This is a genomic window from Methylobacterium sp. UNC378MF (assembly GCF_900103195.1).
Classification (GTDB): Bacteria; Pseudomonadota; Alphaproteobacteria; order Rhizobiales; family Beijerinckiaceae; genus Methylobacterium.
This window is the reverse complement of record NZ_FMWU01000013.1, coordinates 90,663-110,652: the sequence shown is the minus strand read 5'-3', so window position 1 is coordinate 110,652 and position 19,990 is coordinate 90,663. Positions and strand designations below refer to the sequence as shown.

At 69.0% G+C, this 19,990-nt stretch carries 20 protein-coding genes; 14 read left to right on the top strand and 6 right to left on the bottom strand.

Going from position 1 to position 19,990, the window contains the following annotated elements:
* The first annotated feature begins 7 nt into the window (after positions 1-7).
* The 6 genes from BLT59_RS15285 (at position 8) to BLT59_RS15260 (ending at position 6,754) form a co-directional block, all read left to right on the top strand.
* The gene (locus tag BLT59_RS15285) at positions 8-1,225 is read left to right on the top strand and encodes an ABC transporter substrate-binding protein (protein ID WP_091781647.1); all 1,218 of its coding nucleotides are present in this window, start codon (positions 8-10) and stop codon (positions 1,223-1,225) included.
* Positions 1,226-1,253: 28 nt separating this feature from the next.
* On the top strand, positions 1,254-2,141 hold the full coding sequence (locus tag BLT59_RS15280; RefSeq protein WP_091781645.1) for a branched-chain amino acid ABC transporter permease: 888 nt from the start codon (positions 1,254-1,256) through the stop codon (positions 2,139-2,141).
* Positions 2,142-2,161: 20 nt separating this feature from the next.
* Positions 2,162-3,148 (top strand): branched-chain amino acid ABC transporter permease, encoded by a 987-nt coding sequence (locus BLT59_RS15275; protein WP_091781642.1) that lies wholly within the window; start codon positions 2,162-2,164, stop codon positions 3,146-3,148.
* A 253-nt stretch (positions 3,149-3,401) separates the two neighbouring features.
* Positions 3,402-3,755, top strand: coding sequence for a hypothetical protein (locus BLT59_RS15270; protein WP_091781639.1), 354 nt, complete (start codon positions 3,402-3,404; stop codon positions 3,753-3,755).
* Between the two features lie 54 nt (positions 3,756-3,809).
* Complete coding sequence (mutL, locus tag BLT59_RS15265) at positions 3,810-5,771, top strand: DNA mismatch repair endonuclease MutL (protein ID WP_091781635.1); 1,962 nt, start codon at positions 3,810-3,812, stop codon at positions 5,769-5,771.
* Positions 5,772-5,986: 215 nt separating this feature from the next.
* Positions 5,987-6,754 (top strand): SDR family NAD(P)-dependent oxidoreductase, encoded by a 768-nt coding sequence (locus BLT59_RS15260; protein WP_091781632.1) that lies wholly within the window; start codon positions 5,987-5,989, stop codon positions 6,752-6,754.
* A 39-nt stretch (positions 6,755-6,793) separates the two neighbouring features.
* On the opposite strand, the gene BLT59_RS15255 is transcribed toward BLT59_RS15260, so the two are convergent.
* Positions 6,794-8,437, bottom strand: coding sequence for an AMP-binding protein (locus BLT59_RS15255; RefSeq protein ID WP_091781867.1), 1,644 nt, complete (start codon positions 8,435-8,437; stop codon positions 6,794-6,796).
* A 219-nt stretch (positions 8,438-8,656) separates the two neighbouring features.
* Between BLT59_RS15255 and BLT59_RS15250 the strand changes: the two genes are divergently transcribed.
* The 4 genes from BLT59_RS15250 (at position 8,657) to BLT59_RS15235 (ending at position 11,394) form a co-directional block, all read left to right on the top strand.
* Positions 8,657-9,196 carry a phasin family protein gene (locus BLT59_RS15250; protein WP_091781628.1) on the top strand — a complete coding sequence of 180 codons (540 nt, stop codon included), beginning with the start codon at positions 8,657-8,659 and terminating at the stop codon, positions 9,194-9,196.
* Positions 9,193-10,128 (top strand): alpha/beta fold hydrolase, encoded by a 936-nt coding sequence (locus BLT59_RS15245; protein ID WP_244514001.1) that lies wholly within the window; start codon positions 9,193-9,195, stop codon positions 10,126-10,128. Before BLT59_RS15250 ends, BLT59_RS15245 begins: the two co-directional genes overlap by 4 nt.
* A 399-nt stretch (positions 10,129-10,527) precedes the next feature.
* Positions 10,528-10,968, top strand: coding sequence for a helix-turn-helix domain-containing protein (locus BLT59_RS15240; protein ID WP_091781622.1), 441 nt, complete (start codon positions 10,528-10,530; stop codon positions 10,966-10,968).
* A 51-nt stretch (positions 10,969-11,019) separates the two neighbouring features.
* Positions 11,020-11,394, top strand: a complete 375-nt coding sequence (locus tag BLT59_RS15235; protein ID WP_091781619.1) for a cupin domain-containing protein — start codon at positions 11,020-11,022, stop codon at positions 11,392-11,394.
* A gap of 7 nt (positions 11,395-11,401) precedes the next feature.
* On the opposite strand, the gene rsmD is transcribed toward BLT59_RS15235, so the two are convergent.
* The 4 genes from rsmD to BLT59_RS15215 form a co-directional block, all read right to left on the bottom strand.
* Positions 11,402-11,959 (bottom strand): 16S rRNA (guanine(966)-N(2))-methyltransferase RsmD, encoded by a 558-nt coding sequence (gene rsmD / locus BLT59_RS15230; protein ID WP_091781617.1) that lies wholly within the window; start codon positions 11,957-11,959, stop codon positions 11,402-11,404.
* The gene (locus BLT59_RS15225) at positions 11,956-13,737 is read right to left on the bottom strand and encodes a pseudouridine synthase (RefSeq protein WP_091781614.1); all 1,782 of its coding nucleotides are present in this window, start codon (positions 13,735-13,737) and stop codon (positions 11,956-11,958) included. Before BLT59_RS15225 ends, rsmD begins: the two co-directional genes overlap by 4 nt.
* Positions 13,738-13,868: 131 nt before the next feature.
* Positions 13,869-14,045 (bottom strand): DUF1328 domain-containing protein, encoded by a 177-nt coding sequence (locus BLT59_RS15220; protein ID WP_012317097.1) that lies wholly within the window; start codon positions 14,043-14,045, stop codon positions 13,869-13,871.
* A gap of 77 nt (positions 14,046-14,122) precedes the next feature.
* Positions 14,123-14,314 carry a CsbD family protein gene (locus BLT59_RS15215; RefSeq protein ID WP_091781611.1) on the bottom strand — a complete coding sequence of 64 codons (192 nt, stop codon included), beginning with the start codon at positions 14,312-14,314 and terminating at the stop codon, positions 14,123-14,125.
* Positions 14,315-14,508: 194 nt separating this feature from the next.
* Here BLT59_RS15215 and BLT59_RS15210 point away from each other — a divergent pair, with 194 nt between their 5' ends.
* Together BLT59_RS15210 and BLT59_RS15205 are read left to right on the top strand one after the other, a co-directional pair.
* Positions 14,509-14,949 (top strand): nucleoside deaminase, encoded by a 441-nt coding sequence (locus BLT59_RS15210; protein WP_244514000.1) that lies wholly within the window; start codon positions 14,509-14,511, stop codon positions 14,947-14,949.
* A 57-nt stretch (positions 14,950-15,006) separates the two neighbouring features.
* Positions 15,007-15,711 carry an SDR family oxidoreductase gene (locus BLT59_RS15205; RefSeq protein WP_091781861.1) on the top strand — a complete coding sequence of 235 codons (705 nt, stop codon included), beginning with the start codon at positions 15,007-15,009 and terminating at the stop codon, positions 15,709-15,711.
* A 7-nt stretch (positions 15,712-15,718) separates the two neighbouring features.
* Here BLT59_RS15205 and BLT59_RS15200 read toward each other — a convergent pair whose 3' ends face one another.
* On the bottom strand, positions 15,719-17,497 hold the full coding sequence (locus BLT59_RS15200) for an outer membrane beta-barrel protein (RefSeq protein WP_091781608.1): 1,779 nt from the start codon (positions 17,495-17,497) through the stop codon (positions 15,719-15,721).
* Between the two features lie 320 nt (positions 17,498-17,817).
* Here BLT59_RS15200 and BLT59_RS15195 point away from each other — a divergent pair, with 320 nt between their 5' ends.
* Both BLT59_RS15195 and BLT59_RS15190 read left to right on the top strand, forming a co-directional pair.
* Positions 17,818-18,318: a Ros/MucR family transcriptional regulator gene (locus BLT59_RS15195; RefSeq protein ID WP_091781605.1), complete on the top strand. Its 501-nt coding sequence runs from the start codon at positions 17,818-17,820 to the stop codon at positions 18,316-18,318.
* Between the two features lie 492 nt (positions 18,319-18,810).
* On the top strand, positions 18,811-19,986 hold the full coding sequence (locus tag BLT59_RS15190) for an MFS transporter (RefSeq protein ID WP_091781857.1): 1,176 nt from the start codon (positions 18,811-18,813) through the stop codon (positions 19,984-19,986).
* Positions 19,987-19,990: the final 4 nt, after the last annotated feature.

Genomic DNA, 19,990 nt, shown 5'->3' with positions numbered 1-19,990 from the left:
AACGAACATGTTCGGACGTATCGCCCGGCCTGTGACCCTCGCCGCCCTCGCTGGAGCCCTGACGATGGGCACCGCAGCGGCCCAGACGAACGTGAAGATCGGCATCCTCGGCGACCGCTCGGGCGCCTATTCAGACATCAGCGGCGAGGGCTCGGTGGTGGCCGCCAAGCTCGCGGTCGAGGATTTCAAGCCGGAACAGCACGGGCTGAAGGTCGAGATCGTCTCCGCCGACCACCAGAACAAGCCGGATGTCGGCGCTGCCATCGCCCGGCAGTGGTACGACCGCGACGCCGTCGACATGATCACCGACGGCGTGACCTCCTCGGTGGCGCTCGCCATCAGCCAGGTCACCAAGGAGAAGAACAAGGTCTTCGTTGATACCGGCGCCGGCACGGCTGATCTGACCGGCCCGCAATGCACGCCGAACACGATCCACTGGGTCTACGACACGGTGGCGCTCGCCAACGGTACCGGCGGCGCCATGGTGAAGCGCGGCGGCAACACGTGGTTCTTCCTCACCGCCGACTACGTCTTCGGTCAGACGCTCCAGCGCGACACCAGCGCGGTCATTGCCAAGAATGGCGGCAAGGTTGTGGGTTCGGTCAAGACCCCGTTCCCGACCTCGGATTTCTCGTCCTTCCTGCTGCAGGCGCAGGGGTCGGGCGCCAAGGTGATCGGGCTTGCCAATGCCGGCACCGACACGATCAACTCGATCAAGCAGGCGGGCGAATTCGGCATCACCGAGGGCGGGCAGGCGCTCGCCGGCCTCCTGGTCTTCTCCTCGGACGTCCACTCGCTCGGCACCAAGGTCGCGCAGGGCCTCGTGCTCACCGAGCCGTTCTATTGGGACCTGAACGACCAGACCCGTGCCTTCTCGGACCGGTTCGCCAAGCAGATGAAGGGCGGTTCGAAGCCCACCGCCAACCATGCCGGCGTCTATTCCGACGTACTCCACTACCTGAAGGCGGTAGCCGAGCTGAAGTCAACGGCGGATGGCGCTGCTACGGTCGCCAAGATGAAGGCGATGCCGACTGACGATCCGCTGTTCGGCAAGGGCGTGATCCGCGCCGACGGTCGCAAGATCCACGACATGTACCTGTTCGAGGTCAAGAAGCCCGCCGAGTCGAAGGGCGAGTGGGACCTCTACAAGAAGCTCGAGACCATCCCCGGCGATCAGGTCTTCCGCCCGCTCAACGAGGGCAATTGCCCCCTCGTGAAAGGCTGAGCATGCGATCGGGGCGCGGAGAACGGCCATGACCACGATCTTCGGTGTGCCGACGCAGGCTCTGTTCGGACAGCTGCTGCTCGGCCTGATCAACGGGTCGTTCTACGCGATCCTGTCGCTCGGGCTCGCGATCATCTTCGGGCTCCTGAACATCATCAACTTCGCCCACGGCGCGCTCTACATGATGGGCGCGTTCGTGGCCTGGATGCTGCTCACCTATTTCGGCCTCGGCTACTGGTGGGCGCTGGGCCTCGCGCCGCTCGTGGTGGGTGCCTTCGGCATCGTGCTGGAGCGGGTGCTCATCGCCCGGCTCTACAAGCTCGACCACCTCTACGGGTTGCTGCTGACCTTCGGGTTGGCGCTGATCATCCAGGGCCTCTTCCGCAACCAGTACGGCGTCTCGGGTTTGCCCTACGCGATCCCGGCCGAGCTGTCCGGCGGCCAGCGCCTGCCCTTCATGTTCCTGCCGAACTACCGGGCCTGGGTGGTGGTCGCCTCGCTGACCGTCTGCATCGCCACCTGGCTGGTCATCGAGAAGACCAAGCTCGGCGCCTATCTCCGGGCCGCTACCGAGAACCCGACCCTGGTCCAGGCCTTCGGCGTGAACGTGCCGCTGTTCCTGACGCTGACCTACGGGTTCGGCGTGGCGCTCGCTGGCTTTGCAGGGGTGCTGGCCGCCCCGATCTACTCGGTGAACCCCAATATGGGCGCCGACATCATCATCGTGGTCTTCGCCGTGGTGGTGATCGGCGGCATGGGCTCGATCATCGGCTCGGTGATCACGGGCTTCGCCCTGGGCCTCGTCGAGGGGCTGACCAAGGTGTTCTATCCGGAGGCCTCGGCCACCGTGATCTTCGTGATCATGGTGCTGGTGCTGCTCGTCAAACCCGCCGGCCTGTTCGGGCGCACGGCCTGACCGCGAACTGAGGCTCACACATGGCCGACACCGCCGCCCTCGACGCCGCCCCGATCGCCGCCGCTTTGCCGACGACCCGGGACGACAAGGCGCTCCACCGCCTGATCTTCGTCGGCATTGCCGTGCTGCTGATCGCGGCGCCGCTGGTCCTCTACCCCGTCTACCTGATGAAGGTGCTGTGCTTCGCGCTGTTCGCGCTCGCCTTCAACCTTCTGCTCGGCTACGGCGGCCTGCTCTCCTTCGGCCACGCCGCCTATTTCGGCATGGCGAGCTACCTCTGCGCCTACACGGCCAAGAGCTTGGGTTTCACACCCGAGCTCGCGATCCTCTCCGGGACGGTCACGGCCGCGCTTCTGGGGCTGGTCTTCGGCGCGCTGGCGATCCGCCGTCAGGGGATTTACTTCTCGATGATCACCCTGGCGCTCGCCCAGATGGTGTTCTTCTTCTCCCTGCAGGCGAAGTTCACCGGCGGCGAGGACGGGATCCAGGCTGTCCCCCGCGGCGCCCTGTTCGGCATGTTCAGCCTTGCGGACGACCGGGCGATGTACGCGGTCGTCGCCGTGGTGTTCATGGCCGGCATGCTGCTGATCTACCGGATCATCCACTCGCCCTTCGGGCAGGTGCTGAAGGCGATCCGCGACAACGAGCCGAGGGCGATCTCGCTGGGCTATCGGGCAAATCAATACAAGCTCGCGGTGTTCGTACTCTCGGCGACGCTGGCCGGGCTCGCCGGCTCCACCAAGGCGATCGTGTTCCAGCTCGCGTCGCTGACCGACGTCCACTGGTCGATGTCGGGCGAGGTGGTGCTGATGACGCTGGTAGGCGGCATGGGAACGGTGTTCGGGCCGATCGTTGGCGCGCTGGTGATCGTCACCATGGAGACCTACCTCGCGCAGTTCGGTGCCTGGGTGACGATCATCCAGGGTTGCGTCTTCGTGCTGTGCGTGCTGCTGTTCCGCGAGGGCATCGTCGGCCTCATCGCCAAGCTGATCCGCAGACCGCTCTAGGCGGGCGCGCGATCTGCGGTGGGCGGCACGCAGGCGCGCCGACTGCGCCGACACCGTTTCAGGCTTCGTGACCCATTCGCTTTTGCCCGATCGGGACGCGCTTGCGGGCGCGGATCGCCACGAAGGCATCGCGTGGCTCTGCGGCAACGCGACCGCCGCCCTATTCGGCGGCGAATGAAGTCCAGCCGGATACGGTGAGCTTTCGTTAACCATCTCCGCCCACCCTGACGGCCTCACGCTGGGAGAGGCCGCCATGACGCAGGACCAGACGCTCAGCATCGACGATCCCGCCCTGGACTGCCCGGTGGCGCCGGATGTCGTCGGCCGCCTGATCAAGGCCGATCCGGAGGGCGCTACGTTCCTCCTGGATGGCATCCCCGAGGCGACGCGGGCGCGCCTCGCGGTCTGGCTCTACGGCCGCAGCCACACCCACGCGATCGGCGTGCGGGTCGCGGCGACCTGCGACGGCGTCACCCTCCGGCGGACGGCGGGCCTCGTCGGGACCGTCCTCTACGACCTGTCCCGCCGACCTCAGGCGCTGGCGAGCCACCCGACACGGGGCGCCGTCGGACGGATTTCCCTCGGCGGATCGCGGCGTCGCGCCTGACGGACCGCGCGGCGCGATTGGATCGCCGCCGCGCAGGGACTATTCTTCGGAACGATGTCCGCCTCCGTGTCCTGCCCTTTATCCGCGCCGTCCGTCCGCCGCCTCGAGCCTGTACTGGTTGATCGCATCGCCGCGGGCGAAGTGGTCGAGCGACCGGCCTCGGCCGTGAAGGAACTCGTCGAGAACGCCATCGATGCCGGGGCCCGGACCATCGAGGTCACCGTCGAGGCCGGCGGGCGCCGGCTGATCCGCGTTGTCGATGACGGCCGCGGCATGACGCCGGAGGACCTCGACCTCGCGGTCGAGCGGCATGCCACCTCCAAGCTTCCAGGCGGCGACCTCACGGCGATCGCCACCCTCGGCTTCCGCGGCGAGGCCCTGCCGTCGATCGGCGCTGTGTCGCGGCTCGCCATCGTCACCCGGACTCCGGAGGCCGAGGCCGGCGCGAGTCTGACGGTCGAGGCAGGCCTGAAGGGTCAGGTCCGACCGGCACCGGCGCAGCGCGGTACCCGGATCGAGGTGACCGAACTCTTCGCCGCGACACCGGCGCGGCTCAAGTTCCTGAAATCGGACCGGGCCGAGAACACCGCCGTCGCCGAAACCCTGCGCCGGCTCGCCGCGACGCAGCCCGGAATCCGGTTCACCTTGCGGGCCGATGCCGGTCAACCGCTGGTTCTGCCGGCTGAATCCGGGGCCGAAGCGGAACTGCGCCGGCTCGCGGCGGTGCTGGGACAGGACTTCCTCGCCAATGCCCTCCCGATCTCCCTGGCGCGAGAGGGCTTCGCGGTCACCGGTCATGTCGGCTTGCCGACCTATCATCGCGGCGCGGCGACCCATATTCACCTCGCGGTCAACGGGCGCCCGGTGCGCGATCGGCTTCTGCTCGGGGCCATTCGCGGCGCCTACGCCGACACCCTGGCCTCCGACCGGCATCCGGTGCTCGGCCTCGCCATCGCCTGCGATCCCGAACTGGTCGACGTCAACGTCCACCCGGCCAAGACCGAGGTGCGCTTCCGTGAGCCTGGTCTCGTGCGGGCCCTGGTGGTGAGCGCTATCCACGATGCCCTGCGCCGGGGCGGCGCCCGCTCGGCCACCACTGGCGCAGCCCGGACCCTCGACGCGCTGCGACCGGCGGGGCCCGTGCTCGCGACCCATAGCGGCGCAGCAACGCCGAGCCTGTTCCGGCCGACGCGTCCGAGCCTGTTTCCGGCCGGCGCGCCCTCGGTGGCGGCACCGCCGGGTTATCGTCAGCCGGCCGCGTGGCATCCGACACCGCAACAGGCCTGGGCGGACGCCGCCGGCCTCGGCGAGGCCGCGCAGGCCGTGTATGCGGGATCCGAGCCCGCCGAGGCGGTCGCCCCGCCGCAGGCGGATACCCGCAGGGCCGGTGAGGCGGCGGAAGCTCTCGATCATCCCCTCGGTGCCGCACGCACGCAGATCCATGAGACCTACATCCTCGCTCAGACCCGCGACGGGCTCGTGATCGTCGATCAGCACGCTGCCCATGAGCGCCTCGTCTACGAGCGGATGAAGGCCGAGCGGGAAGCGGGCGGCATCGCCCGCCAGGGACTCCTGATCCCCGACGTCGTCGAGATGAGCCCGGAGGAAGCCGACCGGCTCGTCGCGGCCGCTCCGGACCTCGACCGGCTCGGGCTCGCCATCGAGGCCTTCGGACCGGGGGCGGTGCTGGTGCGCGAGGTGCCGGCCGCGCTGATCGGCGCCTCGACGCGCCATCTCGTCACCGATATCCTCGATGCCCTGGAGGCCAGCGGCGACGAGGAGGGCGGCGCACCGGCCGCGGAGGGCGGCCCGCTCGGGCGCCGCCTCGACGCTGTCCTGTCGCGCATGAGCTGCCACGGTTCGATCCGCGCCGGGCGGCGCCTGCGGCCGGAGGAAATGAACGCCCTCCTGCGCGAGATGGAAGCGACGCCCAATTCCGGACAGTGCAATCACGGTCGCCCCACCTCGATCGAGCTGAAGCTCGCCGACATCGAGCGTCTGTTCGGACGTCGATGACACGACCGCGCCGCCGATGCGGCTGGCGGACCGGGCGGAGCCGGTTCACAACAGGGGTTGAAGCCTCGGCGTGACGATCGAGGGATTGGCTGTCCGGGATCGACGGCCCGCGCATGGGAGGCGCAGAGCCATGACCGACATCATCATCACAGACGCGCGCTGCGTCGCCGAGGCGACACGGAGCACGGTGCCGTCCGCCGCGGCGGAGCGCTGAGATGGCAAGCCCGTTCGATCTCGCCGGCCGCCACATTCTCATCACTGGCGCTTCGAGCGGCCTGGGTCGTCACTTCGCCGAAACCTTGGCGCGCGCGGGTGCGCGCCTGTCGCTCGGTGCCCGCCGGTCCGACGCCCTCGCCGAAACCGTCGTCGGCGTTGCGTCCCGGGGCGGAGAGGGCCACGCCGTCGTCATGGATGTCACCGATGCCGCGAGCATCGAGCGGGCGCTCGACGCCGCGGAGGCGCACTTCGGACCCGTGGCTGTGCTGGTGAACAATGCCGGCGTGACGGCGACCAAGCCGGCCCTCGATCTCGACCAGTCCGAGTGGGACGCGGTGCTCGACACCAATCTCAAGGGCGTCTGGCAGGTGGCCCAGGCAACCGGCCGGCGCATGGTCCGGCACGGCACGGGAGGCAGCATCGTCAACATCGCGTCGATCCTGGGGCTGCGGGTCACCGGCGGGCTCGCGCCCTACGCCGCTTCCAAAGCCGCGGTCGTGCAGCTCACAAAGAGCCTGGCGCTCGAATGGGCCCGTTACGGGATCCGGGTGAACGCCCTCGCGCCGGGCTACATCAAGACCGAGCTGAACGACGCCTTCTTCGAATCCGACGCCGGCAGGGCGCTGATCAAGCGCATCCCACAGCGCCGGCTCGGGGAGGCGGCCGAACTCGATGGACCGCTCCTGCTCCTCGCCTCGGAGGCCGGCGCCTACATGACCGGCAGCGTCGTCGCGGTCGATGGCGGCCACCTCGTCTCCGGCCTCTAGAGACCGCTCCGGGATTGACCCTGTCCGGGCAGGCGCTCGTCAGAGGGCCCGCGCCTGCTCGCGCAGAACGAATTTCTGGATCTTGCCGGTCGAGGTCTTCGGTAGCGGCCCGAACACCACCGTCTTCGGCACCTTGAACCGCGCCATGTGCTCGCGGCAGAACGCGATCAGCTCCTGGTCGCTCGGCACGGCCGCGCCGGGCTTCACCTCCAGGAACGCGCAGGGGCTCTCGCCCCAGGTCGGGTCCGGCCGCGCCACGACGGCGGCCAGCATCACCGCCGGGTGGCGCATCAGCACCTCCTCCACCTCGAGGCTGGAGATGTTCTCGCCGCCCGAGATGATGATGTCCTTCGCGCGATCCTTGATCTCCACCGATCCGTCGGCGTGCCAGACTGCGAGGTCGCCGGTCCGGTACCAGCCGCCGGCCAGCGCCTGTTCGGTGGCGGACGGGTTCCCGAGATAGCCCTTCATCACCGTGTTGCCGCGCAGACGGATCTCCCCGACCGTCGTGCCGTCCTGCGGCACCGGCGCGTCGGTTGCAGGATCAGCCACGCTCACCGCCTCGAGCGTCGCCAACGGCACGCCCTGGCGGGCCATGCGTGCGTAGCGCTCGGTGTCGGTAAGATCGGTCCAGTCCGGCTGCGCCAGACAGACCGTCGCGGGTCCGTAACTCTCGGTGGCGCCATAGAGGTGGGTTACCTGAAAGCCCAGCTCCTCCATGGTGCGGATGATCGTCGAGGATGGGGCCGCGCCGCCGACGGCGCAGCGCACGCGCTGCGGGAGCGGCACGCGGTCCTGCGCCGGCGCATGCGCGATCATCGACAGGACGATCGGAGCCCCGCAGAGATGCGTCACCCCGTGCTCGGCGATCAGCCGGAAGATCGCCGCCGGCTCGACCCTGCGCAGGCAGACCTGCGTGGCGCAGGCCGCGACGCACGCCCAGGGATAGGACCAGCCGCTGCAATGGAACATCGGCAGCGTCCAGAGATACACGCTCTCGGCGGTCAGGCCGAACGTGACGGCGTTCCCGAGCGCCTGTAGGTAGCCGCCGCGATGGCTGTAGACTGCACCCTTCGGGTCGCCCGTCGTCCCGGACGTGTAGAGCAGGCAGAGCGACTGCCACTCGTCCTCCGGACCGGCCCAGGCATAGTTCGGATCGCCCTCGGCCAGCAGCGCATCGTAGGACAGGGCACCGTCGATGCCGGTGTCGCCGATCGCCACCACCAGGATGGACTCTGCGAGGTCTCCGAGCGCCCGCGCGGCCAGCGCCGCATACTCGGCCTCGACGATGAGCGCCCTGGCGCCGCCGTGCCTGAGCGAGAACGCGATCGTTGCGGGGTCGAGGCGGGTGTTGAGCGGGTTGAGCACCGCGCCCAGCATCGGCACGGCGAAGTGCGCCTCGACCATCTCGGGCACGTTCGGCGACAGGATCGCCACGGTGTCGAGGTGTCCGATCCCCCGGCCTGCGAGACCGGCCGCGAGGCGCCGGCAGCGCGCATAGAGTTCCGCATAGGTGAGACGCCGGGTGCCGTCGATCACCGCCGTCCTGGCGCCGTCGGCGGCGGCGGCGCGCGCCAGGAGGCTTACGGGGGTCAAGGGGACGTAGTTGGCCGGCCGGCGGCCGAGCCCGACCTCGAACGGATGATCGCGGGCCTCGGTGGGGATCGGACGGGTCTCCGTCATCATGCTGCCTTCTGATCGGGCGGCGGGCGTGGCGTGCGCTCCGCGCGACGATGATTTCGCGGACGTCGCGCCTGTCAATCGCGGGTCCCGTGACCGTGTGGGCCGCGCGCGAATTCTGTTACCCGTCGCGGTTGACGGGACGACGGCCCTGGCGGATGCCCGTGGTCCTGCCCGGGCCGTCCGGGCCGGGTAAGATCGGCCGATCCGCAGGAGACGATAATGGGCAACGACAACCTGCCGATGGTCGCCGACGAGACCGGCCGCGCCATGGCCGAGAGCGGTGTCGCCCGGGCGCGCGAGGCGTATGAACGTTTGGCCGAGGCCGGCGAGATGGCGCTCAACGCCTTCGAGGCTTCGCTTGCACAAAGTTTCGAGGGCTGGCGCTCGGTGATGGGCTCCAGCCGCGAGACCGCGCACCAGCTGACCGACAGCAACGTGGCTGGCGCCCGCAGGATGCGCGAGCAGTGGGACGCGGCCGGCGCGCGGCTCTACAACGCCTTCGAGGACAACGCCGTCCATGCCATGGCGGCGATGCGCGAGATCGGCCATCGGATGCTGGTGGCCTCCGACACCAATGTTCGGGCAGGCCTCGATTTCGCGGACCGCATCGCCAAGGCGGCCGACGCCCGTGAGGTGGCGGCGCTGAACATCGCGTTCCTGCAGGAGCAGTCGCGCCGCCTTACCGACCAGATGGTCGACCTCCATCAGACGACCAGCCGCCTTGCCCGCGAGGCCGCCGCGCGCACGGAGACCCCGTGACCGCTGGCGAGGGGCCGGCTGCCGGACCCGACACGATGCCGCGGCTCGATGCTCTGAGCCGCGCGGATGTGCCGTTCCGGACCGGCCATTTCCAGGCCTATGCCCCCCACGACTTCCACCGCATTGCCTACGTCGAATGGGGCGATCCGGGCAGCCCGCACGTCGTCGTCTGCGTCCACGGCCTCAGTCGCCAGGGCCGCGATTTCGACGCGCTCGGTTATCGGCTGGCGAAGCTCGGTTACCGGGTGATCTGCCCGGACCTGCCCGGGCGCGGCCTCAGCGGATGGTTGAAGGACCCCGAACGCTACGGCCTGCCGCAATACGCCGCCGACATGGCGGCGCTCATCGCGCATCTGCGGGTTCCCGGGAAGATCGACTGGGTCGGCACCTCCCTGGGTGGCCTGACCGGCATGGTCCTGGCCGCGGCCGCCCGCTCGCCGATCCGTCGGATGGTCATCAACGACATCGGTCCGTTCCTGCCCTGGGCGCCGATCCGCGAAATCGGCTCGCGCCTGCGCGACGCGCCACGCCTCCACCATAACCTCGCCTCGGGCGAGTCGCGCCTGCGTACGGTGCTGGGCGCCTTCGGGCCGCTCACCGACGAGCAGTGGCGCCACATCGCCCGGTACAGCTTCTTCCAGGAGCCGAACGGCGCCTGGCGGCCCCATTACGATCCCGGTATCGGCGACGCGTTCCGGCCCGGGCGGGTCTACAGTGTCAGCATGTGGCGCGACTGGGACGCCATCACATGCCCCGTCCTGCTGCTCCGCGGCGAGCATTCGGAACTGCTTCTCGCCTCGACCGCCGACGAAATGACCCGGCGAGGTCCGCCCACGCGACGCGTCGAGATCCCCGATTGCGGCCATGCGCCCGCCCTTCTGGACGACGACCAGTTGCGAATCGTCAGTGATTGGCTTGGCCCCGCGGCATGAAAAGGCCACCGCCGAACGGCTGCGAAGACCGAGGCGACCTGCAAGCCTTCGCACTGCATTCACAGCGATCGACGGAGCAGGCGCGAATCTCAGTTAGGCAATCCAATAGCGTGTTGCAGTGTTCAAAAGTGAAGCTCCCGCGGATTGCAATCACATTTATTTGATCGTCCGCGGTATTTGAGTTGTTTCCCGCATGGGCATTGAGCCGCCGGCGCCGCGGTCTTCCGGACCTAAGATTTCGAAAGCGTAACCATTCGTTGCACGCGCGGCTGACCTGTGGCACTAACAGATGTCAGGTCTGGATCTTGGCCGCGCAATGTTGCACCTGTCGGTTGTGAGTGGCGCCCCGGATCCGGGCGAGCAAGCCTGCAGACAGCAAGAACATCCGGACTACCAACTATGGCCAACCCAACCCCCAAGCCGAAGCAGACGACAGCCATCGATCACGGGGTCGGCAGCCGCATCGCGTTCCTACGAGCGGCCAACGGGCTCAGTCAGTCCGCCCTGGCGAGCGCGCTGGGCGTCAGCTTCCAGCAGGTCCAGAAATACGAGACCGGCAAGAACCGTGTCGGTGCCGGCCGGCTGCAGGCGATCGCCGAGCGGCTCGGCGTGCCGGTCTCGAGCTTCTTCGACCCCGAGCCCGAGGCGACCACCGAAAACGGTCCCGCGTTGCTGCGCGTTTCCGGCGCCGTCGAACTGCTCCGGGCCTACAATCAGATTGCCGACGACCAGATGCGCCGCGACGTGCTCTCGCTCGTGAAATCGGCTGCGCGGATCAGCCAGTCCCGGTCGGCGGACGAAACGGCACCACAGGCAACCGGCGCAGCGCGGAATTCCTGATACAGGGCTTCGCGGCCGCCAACCCGGCATCCGCGTCAGTCAGGCGGGACGATGGCCGAAATCCCGACGCTCGTGACCAATCTTCTGGTCGATCTGCCGCTGCGCGGGGACGAAGAACTCGTATCGGTTCAGGTCTCCGGTCCGGGTCTGCGGGTAGAGCGCATCGTCTCGACCGGTCAGGCGAGCCCACCGGGCTTCCATTACGATCAGCCGCACGCGGAATGGGTCGTCATCCTGACGGGTTCGGCCGAACTGCGATTCGCCGACGAGACGGCTCCGCGTCGCCTCGTCGCCGGCGATGCCGTGCTGATCGCGCCGCACCGCCGGCATCGGGTCGAGTGGACCGACACCCCGACCGTCTGGCTCGCGATCCATTTCGGCGCCGACCTGGACGCGACGGCTCCGGTACCGGCCGAGCAACCCTAGCCACTGCTCACACGGCGAACCGGGCGATCGCCACCGCCGTGTCGCCGTAGATGCGCCGCTCCAGCTCGTCGAAACCCGCAGGCCAGTCGAGGCGTACGGCTTCGGTCTCCTCGACCACGATGAGGGCTCCCGGAGCGAGCCACGCACCCTCGGCGGCGCTCTTCAGGGCTCGGGGCGCCAAGTCTCGGCCGTAGGGCGGATCGCAGAAGACCAGCGAGAAGGTGCCCGCCGTCGCGGCCGGACCCAGGCGCGTTGCGTCCCGGCGGAACAGACGCGTCACACCCTCAGCGCCCAGCGCCTCGATGTTGGCGCGGATCACCGCGCGGGCCTCGGCGCCTTCATCGACGAGCAACGCGTAGGTGGCACCCCGCGAGAGGGCCTCGAAGCCGAGGGCGCCCGTGCCGGCGAACAGGTCGAGGACGCGGGCGCCGGTCACGGCGCCGTCATAGGCGTGCGTCAGCACGTTGAACAACGCTTCACGCAGCCGATCCGATGTCGGCCGTATGGCGTCGGTGCGCGGCGTGGCGAGCCTGCGGCCCCGCCACGCGCCGCCGACGATCCTCACCGCGTGCCGCGTGGCGGCCGGCCGCCACCGCCGGGCTTGGCTCCGCCGCGCGGAGCACCGGGACGGCCTCCCGGACGTCCGCCGCCCGCGCCCGGCCCATTTCCGGGTCCTCTGCCGGGTCCCTTGCCGCCGAAGCCGCCTGGCTTGCCGCCAGGGCGGGCGCCTCCGGGCCGTGGGCCGCCGGCTTTGGGTCCACCGAAGGCAGGCTTGCCGCCAGCAGGGGCCGGCCTCTGACCGCGGAATCCCTCGGGCTTCCGAGAGGCCCCCTGGGCTGAGCCGGAGTCGAACGGACGCTCGCGGCGATCGCCGGGTTTTCCGGTGCGGCGCTCATCAAAGCGAGCGTCGTCGCGCATGCCGTCGTGACGCGCCGTGTCCCGGCGCGGCCGCTCACCGGCGCCGCGCTCCGCGCGCGGACCGGAGTTCCGTTCCGGCCGATCCATGCCAGCCTTGTCGGCGAAGCGGCGCCGAGGCCTTTCGGCGGGGGCGGCCTCGGCGGGCGTTGCCGCGAGACGCTCGACCACCACCCGTCGCTCGCCGGCGCGGATCGATCCGACCCGCTCGCGGCCGCGTTCCGCCGCAGATGCCTGCGCGGCCCTTGGATCTGCGCCGCGACGGGGTATGCGCGTGCCCCGGGGTTTCGCGGCACCCTCATCGCGCCACGTCGAATTCCGAGGCCCGGAACCGCTGCCGCCTGTCGAGACCCGAGGCGCCGGTGCGGGGCGCGCCGCATCGCGACGGGCCGGAGTCTGCTTTGTGGCGCGGGCTTCCCGATCCCCCGAAGGGGCGCCGCCGAAAGGCGCGATCGGATCGCGCACCGGGCTGTCGAAATCCACGCCGGCCTGCTCGGCGAGGCTCTTGCCGAGCTGGTCCTTGAGCACGCGCGTGCGCACCTCCTCCACCAAGCCGACCTCCAGGTCGCCGAGCTGGAAGGGCCCGAAGGAGAGCCGGATCAGACGGTTCACCGAGAGCCCGAGATGCTCGAGGATGCGCTTGACCTCGCGGTTCTTGCCTTCGCGGAGACCGAGCGTCAGCCAGACATTGTCGCCCTGGACCCGGTCGAGGGTAGCCTCCACGGGACCGTATTCCATCCCGTCGATGGTGACGCCCCTGGCAAGCTTGTCGAGCTGCGCCTGGTCGGTGTCGCCGTGCGCACGGACCCGGTACCGGCGCAGCCACCCCGTATCGGGATGCGCGATGACCTTGGCGAGGCCACCGTCGTTGGTGAGGAGCAGCAACCCCTCGGTGTTGATGTCGAGGCGTCCGACCGCCACGACCCGGGGCAGATCCTCGGGAAGCACGTCGAACACGGTCTGCCGACCCTCCGGATCCCGGGCCGTCGTCACGAGACCGCGCGGCTTATGGAAAATCCACAGCCGGCTGCGTTCCCGCGACGGCATAGGCTCGCCGTCGATCAGAATCCGGTCGTTCTCGGTGACGTTGAGGGCCGGCGACGTCAGGATCTCACCGTTGACGCTGACCCGGCCCGCCAGGATCATCGTCTCGGCATCGCGCCGCGAGGCGACGCCGGCACGGGCCATCGCCTTCGCGATGCGCTCGCCGGGCGGGGTCTCGATCAGATTCTCTTCGTCTGTCGGCGGATCGGGCTCAGTCTGCGGCGACTTTCGCGCAGTCTTCTTCGCGGCGGATTTCGCACCCGGCTCCCGCTCGGTATCGGCGCTCCCCGCATCAGTCGGCGGGGTCCAGCCTCCGGTACGCGTCGTTTCCGGGGCCGGACCGGCGGTCCCTTCCGGCTTATCGTCGTTCGGCAAGTCACTCATGCCTGCCGCTTATCAGAGCCGGTTCCCACAGGCGAGACGGGTCGTGAAGCGCGCCGATGGCCCCAACGCAAAGAGGCGGCCCATCAGGACCGCCTCGGAAGCGTGGAAGACGGAGATAAAACGCGGCGCCGTCAGAGCCTGGGCGAACGTCCGCGCATCACGCCGAAGACCGCAGAGATCAGGAACAGCGCAATCGCCACGAAGAAGACGATCTTGGCCGCCTCCATCGCTGTGCCGGCTATGCCGCCGAACCCGAGAAGCGCCGCTACGAGAGCGACGACGAGAAATGTGACAGCCCAGCCGATCATGGCATCCTCGCGTTATACGGGTCGGTTCAAGTCTGGAACCCGCGCGAGGCGGGTTCCGTTCCGCTCGTGCTCGGTGATCAGAGCTTGTCGGTCGCGGACTTTACCGCGCTCTTGGCATCTCCGACGGTGCCCTGAGCCTTACCCTTGAGTTCCTGGGCGGCGCCCTCGGCCTTCAGCTTGTCGTTTCCGGTCACGTCGCCGACGCCCTGCTTGGCCTTGCCGAGAGCCTCGTTGGCCGCGCCCTTGATCTTGTCGGTGGTGCTGCTCATGGCATTGTCCTCTTGTCTGGCCTGCGGCGGCGCCGCACTGGTTCCTGAAACGGTCACGGTCGGTCGAATGTTCCAGGCTGTAACATTGACTTGGATCAAGCGAGGCGCCCGCTCCGCGTCCATGGCGTCCGCGGGCTGACTACAGCGTGGCCGTCGATCCGATAGACTCTGCGGGCGGGGCGCTCCCCGGTACGTTGACTGCGCTGGATCGTGCCTTCGAGGCCGCCCGCGCCGCGGCCGCCGTCGGCGAGGTCCCCGTCGGCGCCGTAGTCGTCCGCGACGGAAAGGTGTTGGCGATCGCTCACAATCAGCCGCGGCGGCTGCACGACCCGACGGCGCATGCGGAGATCCTGGCGATCCGCGCGGCCTGTGCCGCCCTGGGCTCCGAGCGCCTCACTGGCTGCGATCTCTACGTCACCCTGGAGCCGTGCCCGATGTGCGCGGGGGCGATCTCCTTCGCGCGGATCCGGCGGTTGTACTACGGCGCAGCGGATCCGAAGGGGGGCGGCGTGGAGCACGGGCCCCGCGTCTTCGATCAGCCGACCTGTCACCACGCGCCGGAGGTCTATGGCGGGTTCCGCGAACGCGAGGCGGCGGCGTTGCTCCGGGATTTCTTCGCGCAGCGTCGCGGATGACCCCCGGGCATGCGGACATGCCACGAAGGCCTCGGAGAGAGCCTGGAGGAGGACACGATGATCCCGACCTATCGCAGAGCCCTCATCGTGGGGGCGGGTTCCGGTCTCAGCGCTTCACTTGCGCGCCTCCTCGCCGCGGACGGCTTGCGGATCGGCCTCGCCGCCCGGAACGTCGACAAGCTCGCCACTCTGGCCGCCGAGACAGGTGCGGCCGTTCATGTCTGCGACGCCAGCCGGCCCGCGGAGGTGGAGGCCCTGTTTGCCCGTCTCGAACCTGCCCTCGGCGGCACTCCGGATGTCGTCGTCTACAACGCGAGCGGCAGACTCCGTGGCCGGGTCGCCGATCTCGATCCGGTAGCGGTTGCGGAGGCTCTGATGGTCTCCGCGTATGGCGGATTCCTCGTGGCGCAAGCCGCGGCGCGGCGCATGCTGCCCCACCGCCACGGTGCGATCTTGCTCACCGGTGCTTCGGCGAGCGTGAAAGGCTTCGCCGGGTCGGCACCCTTCGCGATGGGGAAATTCGCACTGCGGGGCCTCGGCCAGAGTCTCGCGCGGGAATTGCAGCCCCAGGGCATCCACGTCGCCCACATCGTGATCGATGGGGCGATCCGCGATCCGGCCCGCGGCGGCGAGCCGCCGGAGTCGCCCGACAGCCAACTCGATCCCGACGCCATCGCCCAGGCCTATCGCGATCTCCTGCGGCAGGACCGGAGCGCCTGGACATCCGAACTGGAACTGCGGCCCTGGGTGGAGAAGTTCTGAACCGGCCTCAGGGATTGACCCGCAGGCCGAGCAGGAAGGTGTTCTCGCGAAAGCTCGATCCGGCGACCGTGCTGTCGAACTTTTGATAGATGTAAGTGCCGCGTAGGGTCAGCCAGCGGGTGAAGTGGTAGTCGAGCCGCGCAGTCGCGGAGAATCCGTTTTCGCGGATGCTGCTGCTCTGATAGTCGTTCCGGAGATAAGATCCGCCCAGGACGATCGACAGGTTCCGCAGCAGATCATGCTGCACCTCCAGCGTCGCCACCTCGGTGAGGACGCCGCTGGACCCTGGAATCGTCGTCTCGGTGACGCCGGTCGCCGCCGTGAACCGGACGGTGGTGAGCGGGCTCGCCGCCCAGACCAGGGCGGCGTTGACCAGCGGCGCGTTGATGTCGCGCAGGCTCGGATCGACATAGGTCCGATGCTGGAGACCGGCCGAAATCTCGCCCGTCACCGAGCGTGCCAGGCCGATGCTCGTGCCGAAGGCGATCGCGATGCCATCCGAATCCCGGCGCACGCCCGTGGTGTCGAAGCGCTGGTCGTAGACACGCGTGTCGCCGAGGAGATCGATGAACGGGCTGAAGTCAGGATTGACCTCGTAGGCCGTGCGCAGCTGGAGGCTGTACTGGTTCAGGTTCCGGTCCGATTGATTGACGATCGTCCCGTCGGCCAAACGCGCATTGTCGAATTCGGAGCGGTCGACGGATCCGCGCAGGGTCACCGACAGGCGGTTGAACGTCTGCGTCGCCCCCAGCGAGCCGCCATAGACCGCCAGCAGCGGTCGGCTCGTGGCCGAGGAGGCCTGGAGATTGGCGCTCGACGTGCGCTGCGTGTCGACGAGGAACCGCCCCTCCGCGTCGATGCGCAGATCCCGGTCGGCGTCGATCCGCAGGCGCACCACGCCGTCGGCCGCAGGGCGGCTCGCGGCCTCGTTCTGCGGCGTCTCCAGGTATGAGCCGCGGAGCGAGCCCTGCAGCGAGCTGGACGACCAGTTGCTCCGGAAGTCGACCGTGGCATCGGTTCGCAGCGCGACGGAGCCCTTGGCGATCTGCCGGCTGGTCTGATCCGGGTTGGAATCGTAGCCGACGCTCTGCGCGAACGTCGGGAGAACCGTGAAGGTCCCGATCTGATAGCCGATCGGTGCGTAGGCAGGATCGGTGGGGATCGCGCGCGCCAGGTCCGTCCCGAGGATGAAGCCGGGGGTGAGAAGGCCGAGGGCCGGCGCGATGGATTGGAAGGGCAGGATCGGCCGGATCGGCGTCAGCGGCTGCGGGTTCGGGACGCCGACGACCGCCTGCTGCACGACCGGCGTCAACCGGAGCGACGGGGGCGGGATCTGCGTCACATCCTGGGTCACTCGCCGGGTGGCGGTGCCGATCCGGCGCGGCGGAGCGGCCCGGGTGCGCAGGAGCGTCGACGGCGCGAGGTTGGCCGGCGCCGTCGAGGTTCCGCCCGTCCGCCGCCCTCCCGTAGTGACGCGGGTATCGAGCTGGGACTGGCCGGGCTGCCCCGGAACTTGTGTCGGGATCGGGGGCGACAGCGGGGATCGGAGGCTGTCGCCCCCGGTCCGCTCGCCGCCCGTCGTGTCCCCGCCGAGTGCGCTGCGGCCCTGATCGCGGCTCAGACCGTCAGGAATGCTCCGCTTGAGGGTGGGTAGCCCGTTCGGCGCCGTGTCCTGACCGATGCCGGGATTGTCGGGCTGGCCGGTGACGGGGCTGGTCGCATCGAAGCGCTGGGCCACCGCAGGCGTCGCGAGCATGATGCTCAGGGACGCGACGGCGAGCCGCATCGTCTCCCGTTCCCGCCGGTCAGCCGCCGTCCGCACCTGATCCCGGTCTCCGCCAACGTCCCCGGGGCCAAGGACCGGAGATCACAGGTCCCGCCGACCTAGAACAGGCCGGCGGCATGGTTAATGAACCCTAGCGCCGGCATGGTTAATGCACCGTCAACGACGGCATTGCCGCCACGTTCGGCCGCAGGGATTCAATCTCGCCTGTGCAATGCGAATACGATTGAGAGTTTCCGTATACTATGCTACGAAGATGGAGAATTCGATCGCATCCGAGAGGGATTGATCGGTCAGAACAATTGTAACTCTTGAGGTTTTCCGTGGGTGAGAACGCTGGGACCGAGCATAGCCCGTCGATCGGGCTTGCCGTGGATATCGTGGCCGCTTACGTGTCGAACAACTCTGTGCCTGCGTCGGAACTTCCCGGATTGATCGGCGGTATCCATGCGGCATTGAACAGTCTGACAACTCAAGGTCGCGTGACGAACTCGATTGTCGAGAAATTGAGCCCGTCACAGATCCGCAAATCGATCACGAATGATCATCTTGTCAGCTTCGAGGACGGGAAGCCCTACAAGACGCTGCGTCGCCACCTGACGCTGCGAGGCCTGACTCCCGAGGCCTACCGCGAAAAGTGGGGGCTGCCGCGGGACTATCCGATGACGGCGGCAAGCTACTCGGCGCAGAGATCGGAATTGGCCCGGGCTCTCGGCCTGGGGCAGCAGCGCCGCAAGAGCCGCGGAGGACCGGCGCCGGCACCGGAGGTGACCGCTGCACCCGCTCCGAAATCGCGGAGCCGGAAGAAGGCTCCGGCCGAGTAAGTCTGCCGAGCGCGGCGATCGCTTTCGATCAGATCGCCTTGGACCGTGTCTCGCACCTGCGCCCCTCTCGCACCTTTGGCCGAGCGGAGCGTGGGTGCTTTCGCGCACCGCTCTGGATCGAGCCGGTTCGGTGGTCGCGCTCCGCTGCCGGCCATATCGACGCGCCGCAGACTTCATTTCAACCTGAGCGCCGTGTGGCCGCCGCAGGACGGGCTGGATCAACACTGGGTTGCGCGCCTCCGGTTCGACGCGGCCGATCGCACGGAGCGTATCGGCACCGGCTGATCCACACGCTGCGAATCCGCGTGTCGTCCTCGATCAGAGATCCTCTGCGCGCTGAGACACGGCGCGAGTGCGGGTTGCACGTCGCGCTGCGCCCTCCCTCTGCGTGTCGCGCAACTGTGCGCCGCGCCGTCGGCGCTATCCTTCGGCGGACGCGCTGCGATGCTGCTCCGCACCATCGGATCTCCGCCCGCGCCGAAGGACTTTCCCGTGCCGCCTCTGCCGATCCTCGCCCTCGCCGTCGCCTCGTTCGGGATCGGCACCACCGAATTCGTGATCATGGGGCTGCTTCCGGAGGTCGCGCAGAGCTTCGGCGTCACCATCCCGCAGGCCGGGTATCTGGTCTCCGGCTATGCCATGGGCGTGGTCGTGGGGGCCCCGATCGTGGCGATCGCCACCGCGGGTTTGCCGCGCAAGACTGCGCTCCTGGCGCTGATGGCCGTGTTCCTGGCGGGCAATCTCGGTTGCGCGCTGGCACCGAGCTACGGCCTGCTGATGGCGGCGCGGATCCTCACGGCCTTCGCCCATGGGGCGTTCTTCGGGATCGGTGCCGTAGTCGCGCGGGATCTCGTGCCGCGGGAGAAGCGCACGCAGGCGGTCTCGCTGATGTTCGCGGGCCTGACCCTCGCCAACGTGCTCGGTGTGCCGCTCGGCACCGCCCTCGGGCAGGTCGCGGGGTGGCGCTCCACCTTCTGGGCCGTGGTCGGAATCGGCCTCGCGGCCGGACTCGCGATCCAGCTCTGCGTGCCCGATGGGCTTCCAGGGACGCGCGGGCGGCTCGTCAGCGAGTTCCGGGCGCTCGGCCGCTGGCCGGTCCTGCGGCCGATGCTGATCTCGACCCTGTCATCGGTGAGCTTCTTCACCGTCTTCACCTACATCACGCCGTTTCTGACCGGCGTGACCGGGTTCACGCCGCAGGGCGTGACCGGCGTGCTGTTTGCCGCCGGCATGGGACTGACCATCGGCAATCTCGCGGGCGGCCATCTGGCCGACCGGGGCCCGATGTCCACCATCATCGGCAGCTTCCTGGGCATCGTCGCGGCCCTTCTCGTGCTGGCCGCAGTCGCGCACCACCCGGCCCTGACGGTGGCGGTGCTCATCCTCTGGTCGGGGCTGGTCTTCGCCCTGGTCTCGCCCCTGCAGATCTGGGTCGTGGAAGCCGCAAGCGACGCGCCGAACCTTGCCTCCACGCTGAACCAGGGTGCGTTCAACCTCGGCAATGCCACCGGCGCCTGGATCGGCGGCGCGGCGCTGACCCTCGGGGCCGGCTATGGCCAGCTTCCGCTGATCGCCGCCGCGGTGTCGCTCGCCGGGCTCGGTCTGGTGCTCACCGCACTCAGCCGCGAGCGTCGGGGCCTCGCCTCGGCCTCCGCGCCCGGCGCCTGATCGG

What these genes read in the sequence shown, in the direction of transcription:
- BLT59_RS15235 (WP_091781619.1), top strand. Translation starts at nt 11,020, where the DNA reads ATGGCCGAAATCCCGACGCTCGTGACCAATCTTCTGGTCGATCTGCCG.
- BLT59_RS15200 (WP_091781608.1), bottom strand. Translation starts at nt 17,497, where the DNA reads ATGCGGCTCGCCGTCGCGTCCCTGAGCATCATGCTCGCGACGCCTGCG.
- mutL (WP_091781635.1), top strand. Translation starts at nt 3,810, where the DNA reads ATGTCCGCCTCCGTGTCCTGCCCTTTATCCGCGCCGTCCGTCCGCCGC.
- BLT59_RS15285 (WP_091781647.1), top strand. Translation starts at nt 8, where the DNA reads ATGTTCGGACGTATCGCCCGGCCTGTGACCCTCGCCGCCCTCGCTGGA.
- BLT59_RS15220 (WP_012317097.1), bottom strand. Translation starts at nt 14,045, where the DNA reads ATGATCGGCTGGGCTGTCACATTTCTCGTCGTCGCTCTCGTAGCGGCG.
- BLT59_RS15240 (WP_091781622.1), top strand. Translation starts at nt 10,528, where the DNA reads ATGGCCAACCCAACCCCCAAGCCGAAGCAGACGACAGCCATCGATCAC.
- BLT59_RS15280 (WP_091781645.1), top strand. Translation starts at nt 1,254, where the DNA reads ATGACCACGATCTTCGGTGTGCCGACGCAGGCTCTGTTCGGACAGCTG.
- BLT59_RS15215 (WP_091781611.1), bottom strand. Translation starts at nt 14,314, where the DNA reads ATGAGCAGCACCACCGACAAGATCAAGGGCGCGGCCAACGAGGCTCTC.
- BLT59_RS15270 (WP_091781639.1), top strand. Translation starts at nt 3,402, where the DNA reads ATGACGCAGGACCAGACGCTCAGCATCGACGATCCCGCCCTGGACTGC.
- BLT59_RS15250 (WP_091781628.1), top strand. Translation starts at nt 8,657, where the DNA reads ATGGGCAACGACAACCTGCCGATGGTCGCCGACGAGACCGGCCGCGCC.
- BLT59_RS15260 (WP_091781632.1), top strand. Translation starts at nt 5,987, where the DNA reads ATGGCAAGCCCGTTCGATCTCGCCGGCCGCCACATTCTCATCACTGGC.
- BLT59_RS15205 (WP_091781861.1), top strand. Translation starts at nt 15,007, where the DNA reads ATGATCCCGACCTATCGCAGAGCCCTCATCGTGGGGGCGGGTTCCGGT.
- BLT59_RS15275 (WP_091781642.1), top strand. Translation starts at nt 2,162, where the DNA reads ATGGCCGACACCGCCGCCCTCGACGCCGCCCCGATCGCCGCCGCTTTG.
- BLT59_RS15225 (WP_091781614.1), bottom strand. Translation starts at nt 13,737, where the DNA reads ATGAGTGACTTGCCGAACGACGATAAGCCGGAAGGGACCGCCGGTCCG.
- BLT59_RS15255 (WP_091781867.1), bottom strand. Translation starts at nt 8,437, where the DNA reads ATGACGGAGACCCGTCCGATCCCCACCGAGGCCCGCGATCATCCGTTC.